The sequence below is a fragment of the Kitasatospora sp. NPDC001683 genome (assembly GCF_053596495.1).
Genome location: NZ_JBSFGK010000099.1, coordinates 1 through 14794, shown reverse-complemented (window position 1 = coordinate 14794; position 14794 = coordinate 1). Strand labels below are relative to the sequence as shown.

Annotated in this window: 14 protein-coding genes and 1 pseudogene; 13 read left to right on the top strand and 2 right to left on the bottom strand. The window is 74.4% G+C overall.

All coding sequences use genetic code 11. The annotated features are described in order from the left end of the window. Positions 1-866: 866 nt before the first annotated feature. The 9 genes from ACWCYO_RS34095 to ACWCYO_RS34055 all read left to right on the top strand — a co-directional run bounded on the left by ACWCYO_RS34095 (position 867) and on the right by ACWCYO_RS34055 (position 8716). The gene (locus tag ACWCYO_RS34095; protein WP_270141368.1) at positions 867-1124 is read left to right on the top strand and encodes a hypothetical protein; all 258 of its coding nucleotides are present in this window, start codon (positions 867-869) and stop codon (positions 1122-1124) included. Between the two features lie 72 nt (positions 1125-1196). Further along, complete coding sequence (locus ACWCYO_RS34090; protein WP_449786375.1) at positions 1197-1622, top strand: phage tail protein; 426 nt, start codon at positions 1197-1199, stop codon at positions 1620-1622. Between the two features lie 49 nt (positions 1623-1671). After that, a complete protein-coding gene (locus ACWCYO_RS34085) occupies positions 1672-2394 on the top strand; it encodes a CIS tube protein (protein WP_449786374.1) in 723 nt (240 codons plus the stop codon). Then, on the top strand, positions 2391-4169 hold the full coding sequence (locus tag ACWCYO_RS34080; protein WP_449786373.1) for a VgrG-related protein: 1779 nt from the start codon (positions 2391-2393) through the stop codon (positions 4167-4169). Before ACWCYO_RS34085 ends, ACWCYO_RS34080 begins: the two co-directional genes overlap by 4 nt. A 71-nt stretch (positions 4170-4240) precedes the next feature. Further along, a complete protein-coding gene (locus ACWCYO_RS34075) occupies positions 4241-4552 on the top strand; it encodes a PAAR domain-containing protein (RefSeq protein ID WP_270141362.1) in 312 nt (103 codons plus the stop codon). After that, positions 4549-4974, top strand: coding sequence for a GPW/gp25 family protein (locus ACWCYO_RS34070; protein WP_270141360.1), 426 nt, complete (start codon positions 4549-4551; stop codon positions 4972-4974). Before ACWCYO_RS34075 ends, ACWCYO_RS34070 begins: the two co-directional genes overlap by 4 nt. Then, complete coding sequence (locus tag ACWCYO_RS34065; protein ID WP_449786372.1) at positions 4974-6935, top strand: putative baseplate assembly protein; 1962 nt, start codon at positions 4974-4976, stop codon at positions 6933-6935. Before ACWCYO_RS34070 ends, ACWCYO_RS34065 begins: the two co-directional genes overlap by 1 nt. Beyond that, complete coding sequence (locus ACWCYO_RS34060; RefSeq protein WP_270141356.1) at positions 6932-7498, top strand: phage tail protein I; 567 nt, start codon at positions 6932-6934, stop codon at positions 7496-7498. The genes ACWCYO_RS34065 and ACWCYO_RS34060 overlap by 4 nt, the downstream gene beginning before the upstream one ends. 444 nt (positions 7499-7942) lie before the next feature. Then, positions 7943-8716, top strand: a complete 774-nt coding sequence (locus tag ACWCYO_RS34055) for an NADase-type glycan-binding domain-containing protein (protein ID WP_449786381.1) — start codon at positions 7943-7945, stop codon at positions 8714-8716. An 83-nt stretch (positions 8717-8799) separates the two neighbouring features. Here ACWCYO_RS34055 and ACWCYO_RS34050 read toward each other — a convergent pair. Further along, a pseudogene (locus ACWCYO_RS34050) lies at positions 8800-8889 on the bottom strand (TetR family transcriptional regulator); the annotation flags it as partial. Positions 8890-9083: 194 nt separating this feature from the next. On the opposite strand from ACWCYO_RS34050, the gene ACWCYO_RS34045 reads away from it, so the two are divergent. After that, positions 9084-9794 (top strand): hypothetical protein, encoded by a 711-nt coding sequence (locus ACWCYO_RS34045; protein WP_449786371.1) that lies wholly within the window; start codon positions 9084-9086, stop codon positions 9792-9794. Between the two features lie 34 nt (positions 9795-9828). On the opposite strand, the gene ACWCYO_RS34040 is transcribed toward ACWCYO_RS34045, so the two are convergent. Then, entirely contained in the window at positions 9829-11424 is a 1596-nt protein-coding gene (locus tag ACWCYO_RS34040; protein ID WP_449786370.1) for a phytoene desaturase family protein, read from the bottom strand. A 107-nt stretch (positions 11425-11531) separates the two neighbouring features. On the opposite strand from ACWCYO_RS34040, the gene ACWCYO_RS34035 reads away from it, so the two are divergent. The 3 genes from ACWCYO_RS34035 to ACWCYO_RS34025 are packed head-to-tail and all read left to right on the top strand — an operon-like array spanning position 11532 to position 14625. Next, positions 11532-11927, top strand: coding sequence for a hypothetical protein (locus ACWCYO_RS34035; RefSeq protein WP_270141350.1), 396 nt, complete (start codon positions 11532-11534; stop codon positions 11925-11927). Next, positions 11927-14485 carry a DUF4132 domain-containing protein gene (locus tag ACWCYO_RS34030; RefSeq protein WP_449786369.1) on the top strand — a complete coding sequence of 853 codons (2559 nt, stop codon included), beginning with the start codon at positions 11927-11929 and terminating at the stop codon, positions 14483-14485. Before ACWCYO_RS34035 ends, ACWCYO_RS34030 begins: the two co-directional genes overlap by 1 nt. After that, entirely contained in the window at positions 14485-14625 is a 141-nt protein-coding gene (locus ACWCYO_RS34025) for a hypothetical protein (protein WP_449786368.1), read from the top strand. Before ACWCYO_RS34030 ends, ACWCYO_RS34025 begins: the two co-directional genes overlap by 1 nt. Positions 14626-14794 lie beyond the last annotated feature (169 nt).

Below are 14794 nucleotides of genomic sequence, written 5' to 3'. Positions count from 1 at the left end.
CCCGAGGTGTGGCTGCCGGTCGTCCTGCAGTGCAGGGGAGTTCGGCGCCTCTCGGTGCGCCGGGTGCCGCCGAGGCGGTGGGTCGGTCGTCCGGCGCGGGCGTGGTGCGTGGGGTCGTGGGTGCTGTGCAGCGCTCGGGTTCCCGAGGTGTGGCTGCCGGTCGTCCTGCAGTGCAGGGGAGTTCGGCGCCTCTCGGTGCGCCGGGTGCCGCCGAGGCGGTGGGTCGCTCGTCCGGCCCGGGCGTGGTGCGTGGGGTTGTGGCTGCTGTGCAACGCTCGCGTTCCCGGCGTGCGGCCGAGCGTGGAGTCAGCCGGATGGCCGTCGATCGCCCTGCGGTGCAAGCGAGTTCGACCTCTCTGAATGCACCGGGCTTTTCGTCCGCTCCCGGAGCGTTGCGTGGAGTCACGGCTCCCGTGCAAGGCTCGCGCTCCCCGCGCGCGGCGGCCCGTCGTCCATCGGTGCAAGGGAGTTCGGCGTCGCCGGGTGCCTCGCCGATGACGGCGGTCCCAGCGAGCGGCCGGCCCCAACGTCCCCGTGCAGCGGTGCCGTCCACGCGCGTGGTCCGGCTCGCGCCGCCGTCGGTTCAGCTGCTGCCGTCCGCGGAGCTGCCGGCAGGGCCCCCGCCGGTTGTGCCGCGAGCCCTGCCTCCTGGGCGCGCCGAGAGCACTCCGCCCGCGCCCGTGGTGCGGCCCGCGCCCCCGGCGGTCCCGTCGGTTCAGCGGCTGCCGACCGCGTCCCGGCCGCTGCCGACACCGCAGCCGCCGGCAGAGCCCTCGCCGACGGCGGCGCGAGCCCTGACGCCCGCGCGCCCGGCGAGCACCCCGCCGGTACGACCCGCATCGCCCGCGCCGGGTACGGCGCGGCTGTTGCAACGGGTGGCCGAGCAGGCGGGCCTGTCCGGGGTGCCGTTGACCGCCGTCCCGGCGCGCGCGCCGGCCACCGTGCAGGCCGCCCCGCCGAAGGCCTCCCCGCCCGCCGCGCCCGCCGAAGCCCCTGACGCCGCCGCGCCCGCCGACCTCGACGAACTGGCCCGGCGCCTGGTCGAACCGGTCGGGCGGCTACTGCGCACCGAGCTGCGCCGGGGCAGGGAGCGCGCCGGGAGACCGTACGACCTGCGCCGATGAGCACAGGGAGACCAACACCTCACGCAAACCCCTCACCGCAAATCGCAAGCCGCCAGCACGAAACGGGGACCGATGACCGACAACATCTTCGCGAGCAGCGTGTTCTTCAGCCTGACCATCGGCGGCAACGACCTGGGCGAGTTCACCACCTGTTCGGGTCTCGGCGCCCAGGTCGAGATCGAGCAGTACGCGGAGGGCGGCAACAACGGTTTCGCCTGGCAGCTGCCGGGCCGCATCACCTGGTCGAACATCACGCTGACCCGCGCCGTCACCGCGGACAGCGCCAAGATCGCGCGGTGGCTGGGCGAGATCGTCCGCAAGGTCGAGCCGAAGGACGGCGAGATCGTGGCGCTGCGGCCGGACTTGAGCCGGATCGTCGGCTGGCAGGTGCTGGGGATCGTCCCGGTGCGCTGGGATGGTCCGTCCTTCGATCCCGCCAACTCCCAGGCGGCGGTGGAGAGTCTGGAGATCGCCCACGCGGGCCTGCGCCCGTCCTGATCCCGCTTCACGTCGAACTCGGTGCAAAGACGAACACCTAAGGAGCAGGATGTCCCCGGCGGTCCCCGCGAGCGTCACCCGGGCCCAACTGACCATCATGGAGCCCCCGTCCACGGTCGGCGCCCAGCCCGGCGGCGCGATCGCGCGGCTTCCGCTGCAGTTCAACCCGGCGACGCTGGTGCTCCGCAAGACCACCGAGTGGCGGCGCACGCCGTCCCGGATGGCGGGCCAGTCGGCCTTGCCGGAGTTCGTCGGCAGCGGTCCGCGTTCGCTCTCGCTCGACGTGTTCCTGGACTCGACCGCGACCCACGACAACTCGGTGGAGCGGGCGGTGGAGCAGCTGATGACGGCCTGCGTGCCCACCCCGACGAGTCTTGCGCGCAAGACGCCGGCCAGTCCGTGGATCCGGCTGGACTGGGGCACCCTGACGACGACCTCGTTCAACGGGGTGCTGACCGGCCTGTCGGTCACCTACACGCTCTTCGACGTGGACGGCAATCCGCTGCGCGCGGTGTGTTCCCTCTCCATCGACGAGGCCAGCGTCGACCCGGCCGGGCAGAACCCGACCTCCGGTTCGCCGGAGGCGCGCAGCACCCACCGGGTGATCGCGGGCGACAGCCTGCCGCTGCTGGCCTGGCGCGCGTACGGGGACGCGACGGCCTGGCGCGCCATCGCGGAGGCCAACGACATCGACGATCCGCTGGCCCTGGTCCCGGGCGCGGAGCTGATCGTGCCGGGGATCGACGAACTCACCCGGGGCGGTCGGCGATGACCACTCCCGAGGCCCGGGGCGGCCGCCCGTTCGCCGCGGATCCGGTCGTCGAGGCGCCCGGACCGCTGCCGCCGGTCTGGGCGGCCCAGCTGGTGTCCTGCGACATCGAGGAGAGCGTGGGTCTGCCCGACACGGCGGTGCTGAGCTTCCGGGACGCGGACCACACCTTCCTCGCCGCGACGGGCATCACCATCGGTACCGCTCTGCGGGTGTCCGTGGTCACCGTGCAGGGGCACACCCAGGTGCGGCTGTTCACCGGTGAGGTGACCGCGCTGGAGCTGGAGGTGGACACCACGGGCTCGTACACCGTGCTGCGGGCCTCGGCGGTGACCCACCGGCTGATGCGCGGGCGCCGGGTGAAGGCCTTCCGGAACATGACCACCGCCGACATCGTCCGCGAGGTCGCCGCGGGCGCGGGCCTGGCCTGCGGGCGGGTCGACTCCTTCCCGGTGGTCCACCAGCAGCTCTCCCAGGCGAACGTCCCGGACTGGGAGTTCCTCCAGTTCCTGGCGCAGGAGAGCGGTGCGCAGGTGCGGGTCGACGACGACGGCAAGCTGGAGTTCGTCCGGCCGCAGCCCGCGTCCGGGGCGCCGGCCCCCGCCACGCCCGCGCCGCAGAACCCGCTGGTGCTGGAGTACGGCCGCAACCTGCTGGAGCTGCGCGGCGTGCTGACCGGCGCGGCCGGCGCGGACACCGTCGAGGCGCGCGGCTGGAACGTCACCACCAAGAGCGCCCTGGTCGCCGCCGAGCCGTCGCTGACCTCGCCGGGCGTACTGCCGGGGCTTAGCCCCTCGGTGGTGGCCTCCGCCTTCCCCGGCCCGGCGCGGCTCACCGTCGCCGACACCCCGTACCGCACCCAGGCGGAGACCACCGCGGTGGCGCGGTCGCTGGCCGCCTCGGTGGCCGCCGGCTTCGGCGAGCTGGAGGCGGTCGTCGAGGGCAATCCGCGGCTGCGGGCGGGCACCGCGGTCGCCCTGGGGAACGTCGGCGCGGCCTTCTCCGGCCGCTACACCGCCACCGGGGTGCGCCACCTCCTCGAACCGTTCCGCGGCTACCGGACCACCGTGCTGGTCAGCGCGGCGCCGGACCGCTCACTGGCCGGACTGGCGACCGGGGGCAACGCGCCGCCGCGCGGGCCGCGGATGCCGGGCCTGGCCGTCGCCGTGGTCACCGACGTCCGGGAGCCGGGCGACGGGCAGCGCGGCTGGGTGAAGCTGAAGTTCCCCTGGCTGGACGACAGTTACGTCTCCGACTGGGTGCGCACCGTGCAGTGGGGCGGCCACGGGGGCGGCGGCGTGGTCAGCCCCGAGGTCAACGACGAGGTGCTGGTCGGCTTCGAGCAGGGCGACCTGGACAGCCCCTACGTGCTGGGCGGCCTCTACAACGGCGTGGACCGGCCCTCGCCGCACGACGTGCCGCTGGTCGACGCGACCGCCGGGACGGTCAACCGCCGCTCGGTGGTGTCCCGTTCGGGTCACCGGCTGGAACTGCTGGACGTACCGGGCGGCAGCTCCGGCATTCGGTTGGCCAGCGGGAACGGGAAGTTGGAGGTCCGGCTGGACCAGCAGCACGGGGAGATCGTCCTGACCGTGCACGGCGCGGACGGCGCGGGGACGAGCACGGTGCGGCTCTCCTCCTCCGGCATCACCCTCGACGCGGGCACCGGCAAGGTCGATGTGCGCGGCGGATCGGTGACGATCCGGGGTACGACGGCGGCCACGGTGGACGGCGGGGCCCAGACGGTGATCAAGGGGGCGTTCGTGCACATCAACTGACCCCGAATCAATTCGCAAGCGGCCATTCGCGAGCAGCATTTCGCGAGCAACGGAAGGAACGGAGACCGTACATGCCCCCCGCAGCCCGGACCGGCGACCCCACCGATCACGGCGGCATCCTCGCCACCCCGCCGCCGGGCGCCCTCAAGGTGGAGACGGTGCTGATCGGCGGCCGGCCCGCCGCGGTGGTCGGCAGCCTGCACGCCTGCGTCCCGCACGTGGAGATGGGCCCCGCCAACCTGGTGGAGCCCGAACTCGGCACGGTCACCAGGGGAGTGACGCTGATCGGCGGACTGCCCGCGGCCCGCATGGGCGACAAGACCACCTGCGGAGCCACCATCGTCAGCGGCGCGTTCGACGTGCTGATCGGGGGAGCGGCGTGAGCGTGAACTTCATCGGCCGGGGCTGGGCCTTCCCACTGCGGGTGAACGCCACCGGCGGCATCGGCATGGTGGAGCGGGACCGGGAGATCGCGGAGGCCATCCGGCTGATCCTCGGCACCGCGCCCGGCGAGCGGCCGATGCGCCCCGAGTTCGGCTGCGGCATCCACGAGTACGTCTTCGCCCCCGGCGACAGCACCACCGCCGGGCGGATCGCCCGCGAGGTGCGGATCGCGCTCGAACGCTGGGAGCCGCGGATCGGCGTCGACGACGTGGTGATCGCCTTCGACCGCGTCGACGAGGGCACGCTCTACATCGACGTCCACTACACCGTGCGGGCCACCAACGACCGCCGCAACCTGGTCTTCCCCTTCTACACCATCCCGGAGTCCCCGGCCGTGGTCTCCCCGGAGGGGGTGAGCTGATGGCACTGCCCTCCCCGAACCTGGACGACCGCCGCTTCCAGCAACTCGTCGACGAGGCCAAGCGCTACGTCCAGCAGCGCGCGCCGGAGTGGACCGACCACAACGTCTCCGACCCCGGCGTCACGCTCATCGAAACCTTCGCCTACCTGGTCGACCAACTGCTCTACCGGCTGAACCGGGTGCCGGAGAAGAACTACGCCGCCTTCCTCGACCTGCTGGGCATCCGGCTCTTCCCGCCCGCCGCGGCCCGCGCCGAGGTCGACTTCTGGCTCTCCGCCCCGCAACCCGAGACCGTCCTGCTGCGGGCGGGCACCGAGGTCTCCACCCTGCGGACCGAGACCGACGACGCGGTGGTCTTCGCCACCACCGAGGACCTCCCGATCGTCCCCAGCGCGCTGGAGCGGCTGGTCACCGTCTCCGCGGCGGGCGAGCAGTCCGACGCCACCGCCCGGCTCGCGGACGGCGCCGACGTGCCGTGCTTCCAGCCGCGCCCGGCGGTCGGCGACGCCATGCTGTTCGCCCTGCCCGCCGTGGTGCCGCGCTGCATCCTGGCCGTCCGGCTGGACAGCCGGGTGGAGGGCGTCGGCGTCGACCCGCGCCAGCCGCCGCTGGCCTGGGAGGTGTGGGACGGCGCGCGCTGGATCGGCTGCGAGACCGGCAGCGACACCACCGGCGGCCTCAACCGGCCCGGCGAGGTGGTGGTGTTCGTACCCGCCGGACACACCGCCTCGGTGGTCGCCGGCCGCCGGGCCGGCTGGCTGCGCTGCCGGGTCACCGAGCCGCGCCCGGGCCAGCCATTCTACTCCGAGTCCCCGACCGTCCGCCGGGCCGAGGTCTTCACCATCGGCGGCACCGCGACCGCCGTCCACGCCCAGAGCGTCACCGACGCGCCGCTCGGCACCTCCGAGGGCGTCGCCGGCCAGCGCTTCCGGCTCGCCCGGCCGCCCGTCCTGCTCGACGGCGGGCCGCCGGTGGTCGAGGTCGCGGCCGGCGACGGGTGGCAGCCGTGGACGGTCGTCGAGCACTTCGGCGACTCAGCGCCCACCGACCGGCACGTGGTGCTCGACGCGACCACCGGCGAGTTCCACCTCCCGCCCGCCGTCCGGGAACCCGACGGCAGCCTGCGCGCCTTCGGCGCGGTGCCGCCCAAGGGCGCACGGCTGCGCGTCCCGCACTACCGCACCGGCGGCGGAACCGCGGGCAACGTCGCCCGCAACACCATCACGGTGCTGCGCAGCTCCGTCCCGTACGTCGCCCGGGTGGACAACCGCGAGGCGGCGAGGGGCGGGGTCGACGGCGAGACCGTGGAGAACGCCAAGCTGCGCGCCCCGCACCAGCTGCGCCTGCAGGAACGCGCCGTCACCGCCGGGGACTTCGAGCTGATCGCCCGGCAGGCCGCGCCCTCCGCCGCCCGGGTCAGCTGCGTGCCCGCCGCCGACGGCGGGGCCGGGGCGGTGCGGGTGCTGGTGGTCCCCGACGCGGTGGCGGACGAGGGAGAGCGGCTGCGGTTCGAGCAACTCATCCCCGACGAACAGGTGTTGGCCGCCGTCGCGACCGCCCTCGACGAGCGGCGGCTGATCGGCACCCGGATCCTCGTCCAGCCCCCCACCTACCAGGGCGTCACCGTGGTCGCGCGGCTCACCACCCGCGCCACCGACCCCGACCGGGTCCGCGAGGCGACCCTCGACGCCCTGTACCGCTACCTCAACCCGCTGCGCGGCGGCGCCGACGGCTCGGGCTGGCCGTTCGGCCGGGCGGTGCAGTACGGGGAGGTGTTCGCCGTGCTCCAGCGGGTGGCCGCCGTGGCGGGGGTCGAGGAACTGCGGCTGTTCCCGGCCGACCCGATCACCGGACGCCGGGGCGCCCCCGCCGAGCGGGTCGAAGTCCCGCCGGACGCGCTGGTCTTCTCGCACCAGCACCAGATCGTGGTCACCGCGGCCGCCGAGGACGGGGCGTCATGACTCGCGGCGCCGTCCCCGGGCTGCCCAGCCCGCACCCGATCGGCGAGCTGCTGCCCGCGCTGTTCGCCGACGACGACCTCGCCCAGCGCTTCACGGCCGGCCTGGACACCGTCCTCGCCCCCGTCTTCGCCACCCTGGACAACCTGCCCGCCTACTTCCGGCCGCGCCTCGCGCCGGCCGACTTCCTGGACTGGCTGGCCTCCTGGCTCGCGGTGGACGTCGACCCGGCGTGGCCGGAGCAGGTGCGCCGTGCGGTGGTCGAGCGCGCCGTGGAACTGCACCGGTGGCGCGGCACCCGACGCGGACTCGTGGAGCGGCTGCGCCTGGTGCTGGGCGCCGGTACCGAGATCACGGACGGCGGCGGGGTCTCCTGGACGACCACCTCCGGCGGCGCGGCACCGCTGCCCGCACCGGGCGGTGAGGTGCTGATCCGGGTCTGGCCGCTGGGCGGTGCGGGGCTGGACGAGGAGCAGGTGCTGTCCGTCGTCCGGGCCGGCTGCCCGGTCCACCTGAGCTGCCGGGTCGAGATCCTGCCCGGTCCACCCGGACGAGCGGAGGGCTGAGCGATGCCGGTGTGCCCCGACTGCGGAACGGCCAACGGGGAAGGGGACGACTTCTGCGGCAACTGCGGTGCGTACCTGGGGTGGTCGCGTACGGCCGCTGCGGTGCCCGCATCTGCGCCTGAGCCTGAGCCCGCACCCGCGCGTACGCCTGAGCCTGCGCCCGAGCCCGAGCCCGCCGCACCCGCCGTACCCGAGACCGCGCGCACCGAGTCCACCTGGCGGAACGTGTCCCGAAGGGTCACCGCGCGCAGCAGGCGGAACCAATCGCCCGTCCCGGACGCCGCGCCGCCGACCGATCCGGTCCAGGAACCCCCGGCCCCGCCGGCGTCCGAACCGGGCCCGGACCCAGCTCCGTCGTCGCCGCCCGCTCCCGAACCGACCCCCGCCCCCGAACGGACCTCCACCCTCGAACCGACCCCTGCCCCCGAGCCGCAGGCCGACCCGGTGGCCGTCCAGCCCGCCAAACCCGTCGCACCGCGCCCCGTCGTCCGGGCGTCCGCGGCCGACGAGGCCCAGGACGGCCCGCCCTGCCCCCGGTGCGGCACCTCCAACCTGCCCGAGCGGCGGTTCTGCCGCCGCTGCGCGGCGCCGCTGACCGTCACCGCGGCCCCACCGAAGCTGCCCTGGTGGCGCACCCGTTGGCCGTTCCGCCGCCGGGTGCGGATGGGCGGCTCGGGCAACGCGCTGCGCCGTACCATCGCGCTGCTCGTGCTGGCCGCGCTGGTGGTGGCGGGGGTCCTGCTGTACCCGCTCGGCCTGAGCGCCTACCAGGACGTGCTGGACAAGGTCCGGGGTACCGCGCCGATCACCCCGTCGCTGACCTCGGCGAGCGCCGCCGTCGAGGGCCATCCCGCGACCGCGGCCGACGACGGCCTCAGCAACACCTACTGGGGAGCTCCCGCGATCGGGGACTCCATCAGCTTCGGCTTCCGCACCCCGTTCCGGCTGGTCGACCTGATCATCCACACCGGCGACTCCGCGGACCCGGAGCACTACCGGCAGCAGGCCCGCCCGCTCGTCCTGTCCCTGGAGGTCACCGCCTCGGACGGGGAACTGCACCGCAAGCAGATCACCCTCAACGACCAGCCGGGCCCGCAGACCGTGGCGACCGGGATCAGCGACGTCGTCCAGGTGAAGCTCACCGTCCGCGAGGCGGCCGGCACCGGCCCCGGCCGCACCATCGCCCTGGCCGAGGTGGAGTTCTTCAAACGGACCTGAACGCTGCCGTGCTCCCTCCGCGCGGGGCGGCGGGTGTCAGCCGGCGGGCTGGTCGTGGGTGGAGCAGCGGATGCCGCCGCCGCCGCGGTGGACACGCCCGCCTCGGCGGCGAGCTCCCCCACCCGCAGCCCGCGCACTCCGCGCCGCGCGATCACCCGCGCCGCTGCTTCCATGATCGACGTTTTACGACGAGGCCCCGCGGCGACTTTCGGACAAGATGGGTCCCCGGGCGGAATTCCTGGATCCTCCGCTGAACTTTCACGTTGTCACCACCTAAGGTGACTCTCGCTCCGCCGCCGACGGGCCGTTCGGCAGGCCCGTTCGACGGGGCACCCCATTCCCCTCAACACCCTGGAGCGCAGCGGACATGATTCTGCGTCAGCTTTGGAAGCGCCTGGCGGCGCCGGTCGTCGGCCGAGGAGCCGGCGCCGTCGCGGCGGCGGTCGCGCTGGTCGCGGCCGTCGCCCTGGGCGGCACGGTCTCCGGCATGTCCGTGGCGGAGGCCAAGCCCGCCTGGGGATTCGCGGGCAAGTGGGCCTGCTCCGGGCAGCCCGTCGCCGCCGGGAACGTCATCACCGACCACGACCCCGCGGGCTGCGGCGGCTGGGGCTCCTGGTACCAGCAGCCGGCCAAGGACGGGATCTGGACCTGCTCCGGCTCCCCGGTGGTGGCCGGCTACGTGATCACCGACCACCTGACCTCCGGCTGCCGGGGGATGGGCGCGTGGCGCCACAACCTCGCCCACGACGGCATCTGGACCTGCTCCGGCTCGCCCGTCGTGCCCAGCTACGTCATCAGCAACCACCTGCGAGCCGGCTGCGGCGGCATCGGCGCCTGGCAGCACACCCACCCGCACGACGGGATCTGGACCTGCTCCGGCTCGCCGGTGGTCGCCGGGTACGTGATCACCGGGCACATCACGGCCGGCTGCGACGGTGCCGGGGCCTGGCGCCACAACACCGCCCGTGCGGGCCTGTGGACCTGCCCGGGTTCGCCCGTCCCGGCCGGCTTCCGGTCCACCCTCTACAACGCCGGCGCCTGCGACGGCCTCGGCGGCTGGGTGCTCGCCCGCGCCTGACGCGCTGGGCCGTCCCAGCTGTCCCGGCGCCGGGTCAAGGAGCCGGGTCCGCCAGGACGGCCTGCGCCGCGTTGTGCCCCGGGATGCCGCTGACGCCGCCACCGCGAACGGCGCCCGCCCCGCAGAGCAGGACGTTCGGGTGGGCCGTGGCCACGCCCCAGCGGGCGGCGGCGTCCAGCGGCTCCTCGTCGGTGAAGGGGAAGGCGAGGTCCCGGTGGAAGATGTGGCCGCCGGGGAGCCCGATCTCGCGCTCCAGCTCCGGCGGGGTCCGGGCCTCGACGCAGCGCCGTCCGTCGGCGTCCGTGGCCAGGCAGTCGGCGATCGGCTCGGCCAGCACCGCGTCCAGCTGCGCCAGGCTCGCGGCCAACGCGCGCTCCTTGGCCGCCGGATCGGCGAGGCCACCGGAGCCGCCGAACAGCCGGGCGGGCATGTGCAAACCGAACAGGGTCAGGGTCTGGAGCCCCTGCCGGGCGGCATCCGGGCCCAGGATCGACGGGTCGGTGAGTGTGTGGCAGTAGATCTCGGACGGCGGCGCCGAGGGCATCCGGCCGGCCAGCGCCTCGGTGTACGCGGTCTCCAGCTGGCGGTAGCCCTCGGCGATGTGGAAGGTCCCGGCGAAGGCCTCGCGCGGGTCCGCGGCGGCGTCCCGCAGCCGCGGCAGGCGGCGCAGCACCATGTTGACCTTCAGCTGGGAGCCCTCCGGCGCGGGCCCCGGATCCTCGCCCAGCAGCCGGGCCAGGGTGGCCGGCGCGGCGTTCACCAGGACCCTGGGCGCGGCCACCGTCACCTCGCCGTCCCGGTGCCGGTACGTCACCTCGGCGTCGCCGTGGCCGTCGGTGGCGACGGCGGTGACCTCGCAGCCGGTCCGGACCTCCGCGCCGGCCGCCAGTGCCGCCTCGGCCAGTGCGCCCGTCACCGCGCCCATCCCGCCGACCGGGACGTCCCAGTCGCCCGTTCCGTTGCCGATCACGTGGTACAGGAAGCAGCGGTTCTGCCGCAGTTCGGGGTCGTGGGCGTGGGTGAGGGTGCCGATCAGCGCGTCCGTCAGGACCACCCCGCGCACCAGGTCGTCCGTGAAGGTCCGCTCGACGGTCTCGCCGAGCGGCCGCTCGAACAGGGCCGTCCAGGCCGCCTCGTCGCCGACCCGTCGGCGCAGCTCGGCGCGTGAGGGCAGCGGCTCGGTGAGGGTCGGGAACACCCGCCGGGCGAGTTCCCCGGTCACCCCGTAGAAGCGCTGCCAGGCCCGCCACTCCCGGTCGCCGCCGGTCAGCGCCCGGAACGACTCCCGGGTGCGGCCGGGGTCGCCCGCGTCCACCAGCAGCCCGGTGGGCTTCCCGTCCCGCACGGTGGGGGTGTAGGAGGCGATCCGGCGCCGCCGCAGCTCCAGCCGCAGCCCGAGGTCCCGGACCACCTTCCGCGGCAGCAGGCTGACCAGGTAGGAGTAGCGCGACAGCCGGGCGTCCACGCCCGGGAACGCCTGCGCGGAGACGGCGGCCCCACCGACCCGGGGCAACCGTTCGAGGACCAGCACCCGCCGACCGGCCCGTGCGAGGTAGGCCGCGGCCACCAGTCCGTTGTGCCCGCCGCCGACGATCACGGCGTCGTACCGGGAAGACACGATCGTGGTCATCCGGTCACGGTACGCCACCCGGCCGGGCCGGGGAACAGGTGCGCACGACCCCGGATCCCGCCCCGCGGCGGGCAGCAGTGTCGGTGCCGGTGGTTATGGTCTTCGGCATGGCGACAGTGATCTTCGTCGACGAGACGACATCGGGGGTGCGGCGGGACGCGTGGCGGCTCGCCGTGGCGGAGGAGCGGTTGACGCTGCGTGAGCTGCTCCGCCGCCGGGTGCACCAGGAGGTGGCCGAGCACAACGCCCGCGGCCCCGAGGTGTTCCACGGCCTGGTGCAGCCGACCCGGGCCGAGCGGACCCTGAACGGGTACCGCCGGCCGGTGGAGGACGGCCCGGTCGACCCCGAACGGCAGTTCCTGAGCGCCGTCGAGGCGTTCGGCCGCAACGGCTTCCTGGTGCTGGTCGGCGACCGGCAGGTCGAGGATCTGGACGCCGAGCTGGACCTGCGCACCGACACCGAGGTGTGCTTCCTGAAACTCGTTCCGCTGGTGGGTGGCTGATGACGGCGACGACCGATCCCTTCGACTCCGCGGCCGCCCGGCTGCTCGACGCGCTCGACACCGGCCACGTGGACGGCATCGTCACGGCGCTGTCGGAGGTCGACGCCGCCATCGGGGGCGACTGGTCCGACGAGCGGGTGCAGCCCGTCCGCGAGCGGCTGCTCGGGCTGCACCGGAACACCCGGGCCGCGCTGGTGGCTGGCCTGGTGAACTGGTCGCTGATGCTCTGGCGGCCCGTGGAGACCGAGAAGATCCGGCAGGAACGCAGCGCGCTGACCCGGCTGGCCGCCACGGTCTCCCGGGGCCTTCCGCCGGAGCCGGCCCGGGAGCTCCGCGAGGACCGGCTGCACCTGATGGGCCGCCAGTGGGTCATCGCCGAGCTCCACGAGGCCGAGGTGCTGGTCAGTGAGGAGCTTGCCGCGGGCCGGCCGGTCGACGCCGCGGTGGTCGCCGCCGTCCGCCGCAGCGCCCTGCACGTCCGGCCGCACCACAGCCTCGTCGTCGACCTTGCGGCCGCGCTGACCGAGCCGCTGCTCAGCCCCGGCGAGGCCTGGGCCGACCAGGTGCTCGCGGACGCCGCCGAGCTCGACGGGGGGCCCGATGGGGAGCCCGATCCGGCCGGGGGAGGCGACGGTGCGTGGACGGCCCTGCTCAAGCACGCCGTCGAGGTCAAGGCCGCCAAGCCGACCGCCCGTTGGGAACGGACCGGGCGGACGCTGCTCGACGCGGTCGGCCCGGAGCGGGCCCGCGAGCGGATCACCGCATGGCTCTCGCTGGTCGGCCGCCCGCGCACCCTCGAACTGGTCGCGGATCCGAACGGCGCGGGCGCCAACCAGCTCGACCCCCACAACCTGGACGCGCTGCGCGGAATCGCCCTGCTGCTGCCCCTGGCCCCGGCCCATCCCGACAGCGCCCGGGTGCTCGGCCGACTGGTCGAGTCCACGCTGCGCAAGGTGCCCGGCATCGGCCCCCAGGCGCCCAAGGTCGCCAACGCCGCCGTGCACGCCCTCGCCCGCCTGGACGGTGAGGACGGCCTCGCCCAACTGGCCGTCCTCACCACCCGGGTGACGTACAAGGGCACCGTGAAGGAACTCGACAAGGCACTGCGGGACCGGGCCGCCGCGCTCGGCCTCAGCCGGGCCGAGATCGAGGAACTCGCCGTCCCCAGCTACGGATTGACCGAGCCGGGCCGAGGCGTCGAGCCGTTCGGCGACGCCCGGGTGGAGCTGCTGGTGGAGGGCACCAGGCTCCGGCAGGCCTGGTACAACGAGTCCGGCCGCCCGGTGAAGTCCCCGCCCGCCTCGGTGCGCCGCGAACACGCCGACGCGCTCAAGGAGTTCAAGTCCGCGGTCAAGGACCTCGAAAAGATGCTGACCGCCCAGTCCGAGCGGCTGGAGCGCCAGTTCCTGGCCCGGCGCAGCTGGCGGTACGGCCCTTGGCGGGAGCGGCTCCTGGACCACCCGCTGGTCGGCACGCTGGCCCGCCGACTGATCTGGACCGTCGACGGCACGGCCTGCGCCTGGCTGGACGGCGCCCTGCGCACCCTGACCGGCGACGAGCCCGCGCCCGCCGCCGACGCCCCGGTCGAACTGTGGCACCCGGTCGGCCACCCGACCGGGGAGGTGCTCGCCTGGCGCTCCCTGCTGGAACGGCACCAGGTCGTCCAGCCGTTCAAGCAGGCGCACCGGGAGGTCTACCTGCTCACCCCCGCGGAGGAGCACACCCGGGTCTACTCCAACCGCTTCGCCGCGCACGTGCTGCGCCAGCACCGGTTCCACGCGCTGGCGGGCGTGCGGGGTTGGCACAGCCAGCTGCAGTTGGCCGTGGACAACTCCTTCCCCGCCCCGAAGCGCCTGCTGCCCGAGTGGGGGCTGCGCGCCGAGTTCCGGGTGAACGGCATGGACGCGGACTGGGGTGAGACCTTCGAGCACCTGGGCACCGACCAGGTGCGCTTCTACCCGATCGACGCCCCGGAGAACCTCACCCAGGCGGGCAGCGGCCAGCTCGGCCCGTTGATGCGGCCGGGTGTCCGGACACCCGAGCCGGTGCCGCTCGCGGAGGTGCCGCCACTGGTACTGAGCGAAGTGCTGCGCGACGTCGACCTGTTCGTGGGGGTGTGCAGCGTCGGCAACGACCCGACCTGGTCGGACGGCGGGCCGGAGGGGCGCTACCGCGACTACTGGCAGTCGTACGGCTTCGGCGAGTTGTCGCAGAGCGCCCGGGAGCGCGGCGAGTTGCTGGCCCGGCTGCTGCCCCGGCTGGCGGTGGGCGAGCGCTGCACGGTGGAGGGCCGCTTCCTGCAGGTCCGCGGTGACCTGCGCACGTACCGCATCCACCTGGGTTCGGGGAACGTCCTGATGACACCCGACGACAGCTACCTCTGCATCGTGCCGGCCCCGGACGGGCCGGCCGACGGTCAGCCCGGATCGGCGGACGGGCCGTACCTGCCGTTCGAGGGGGACCGGATGCTGGCGGTCATCCTCAGCAAGGCGGTCCTGCTGGCCGATGACACGGCGATCACCGATCCGGCCATCACCGGTCAACTGGGGCAGCGCTGATGGCTGGGCGACGCCCGGGTGGGCGGGAGTACGACGCCAGTTGGCAGTGCGCCAACGCCGTCAACCTCGTCCGCGACTGGGTGAACCGACACAATGACACCCAACGGATGGCCAACAGCGGCGACCGCCCGTTCCGGTAGGCACCTCCTCGCCCGGGGCCGCCGACCCGCCTCTGTGGTGGCCCCGGGCAGGGCGTTTGTTTCGAGGGCTGAGTAGGGGTACTGTCTCCCAGTCGCTCGGCAGGGAGCACCGGACACGCAACGGCGCGGACGGTCCCGGGGTGGCCAATCCACGAGAAACACTGCTTGT

Coding starts and splice junctions, on each gene's coding strand:
- ACWCYO_RS34060 (WP_270141356.1), top strand. CDS start 6,932: ATGACTCGCGGCGCCGTCCCCGGGCTGCCCAGCCCGCACCCGATCGGC.
- ACWCYO_RS34025 (WP_449786368.1), top strand. CDS start 14,485: ATGGCTGGGCGACGCCCGGGTGGGCGGGAGTACGACGCCAGTTGGCAG.
- ACWCYO_RS34035 (WP_270141350.1), top strand. CDS start 11,532: ATGGCGACAGTGATCTTCGTCGACGAGACGACATCGGGGGTGCGGCGG.
- ACWCYO_RS34045 (WP_449786371.1), top strand. CDS start 9,084: ATGATTCTGCGTCAGCTTTGGAAGCGCCTGGCGGCGCCGGTCGTCGGC.
- ACWCYO_RS34040 (WP_449786370.1), bottom strand. CDS start 11,424: ATGACCACGATCGTGTCTTCCCGGTACGACGCCGTGATCGTCGGCGGC.
- ACWCYO_RS34065 (WP_449786372.1), top strand. CDS start 4,974: ATGGCACTGCCCTCCCCGAACCTGGACGACCGCCGCTTCCAGCAACTC.
- ACWCYO_RS34075 (WP_270141362.1), top strand. CDS start 4,241: ATGCCCCCCGCAGCCCGGACCGGCGACCCCACCGATCACGGCGGCATC.
- ACWCYO_RS34090 (WP_449786375.1), top strand. CDS start 1,197: ATGACCGACAACATCTTCGCGAGCAGCGTGTTCTTCAGCCTGACCATC.
- ACWCYO_RS34085 (WP_449786374.1), top strand. CDS start 1,672: ATGTCCCCGGCGGTCCCCGCGAGCGTCACCCGGGCCCAACTGACCATC.
- ACWCYO_RS34080 (WP_449786373.1), top strand. CDS start 2,391: ATGACCACTCCCGAGGCCCGGGGCGGCCGCCCGTTCGCCGCGGATCCG.
- ACWCYO_RS34030 (WP_449786369.1), top strand. CDS start 11,927: ATGACGGCGACGACCGATCCCTTCGACTCCGCGGCCGCCCGGCTGCTC.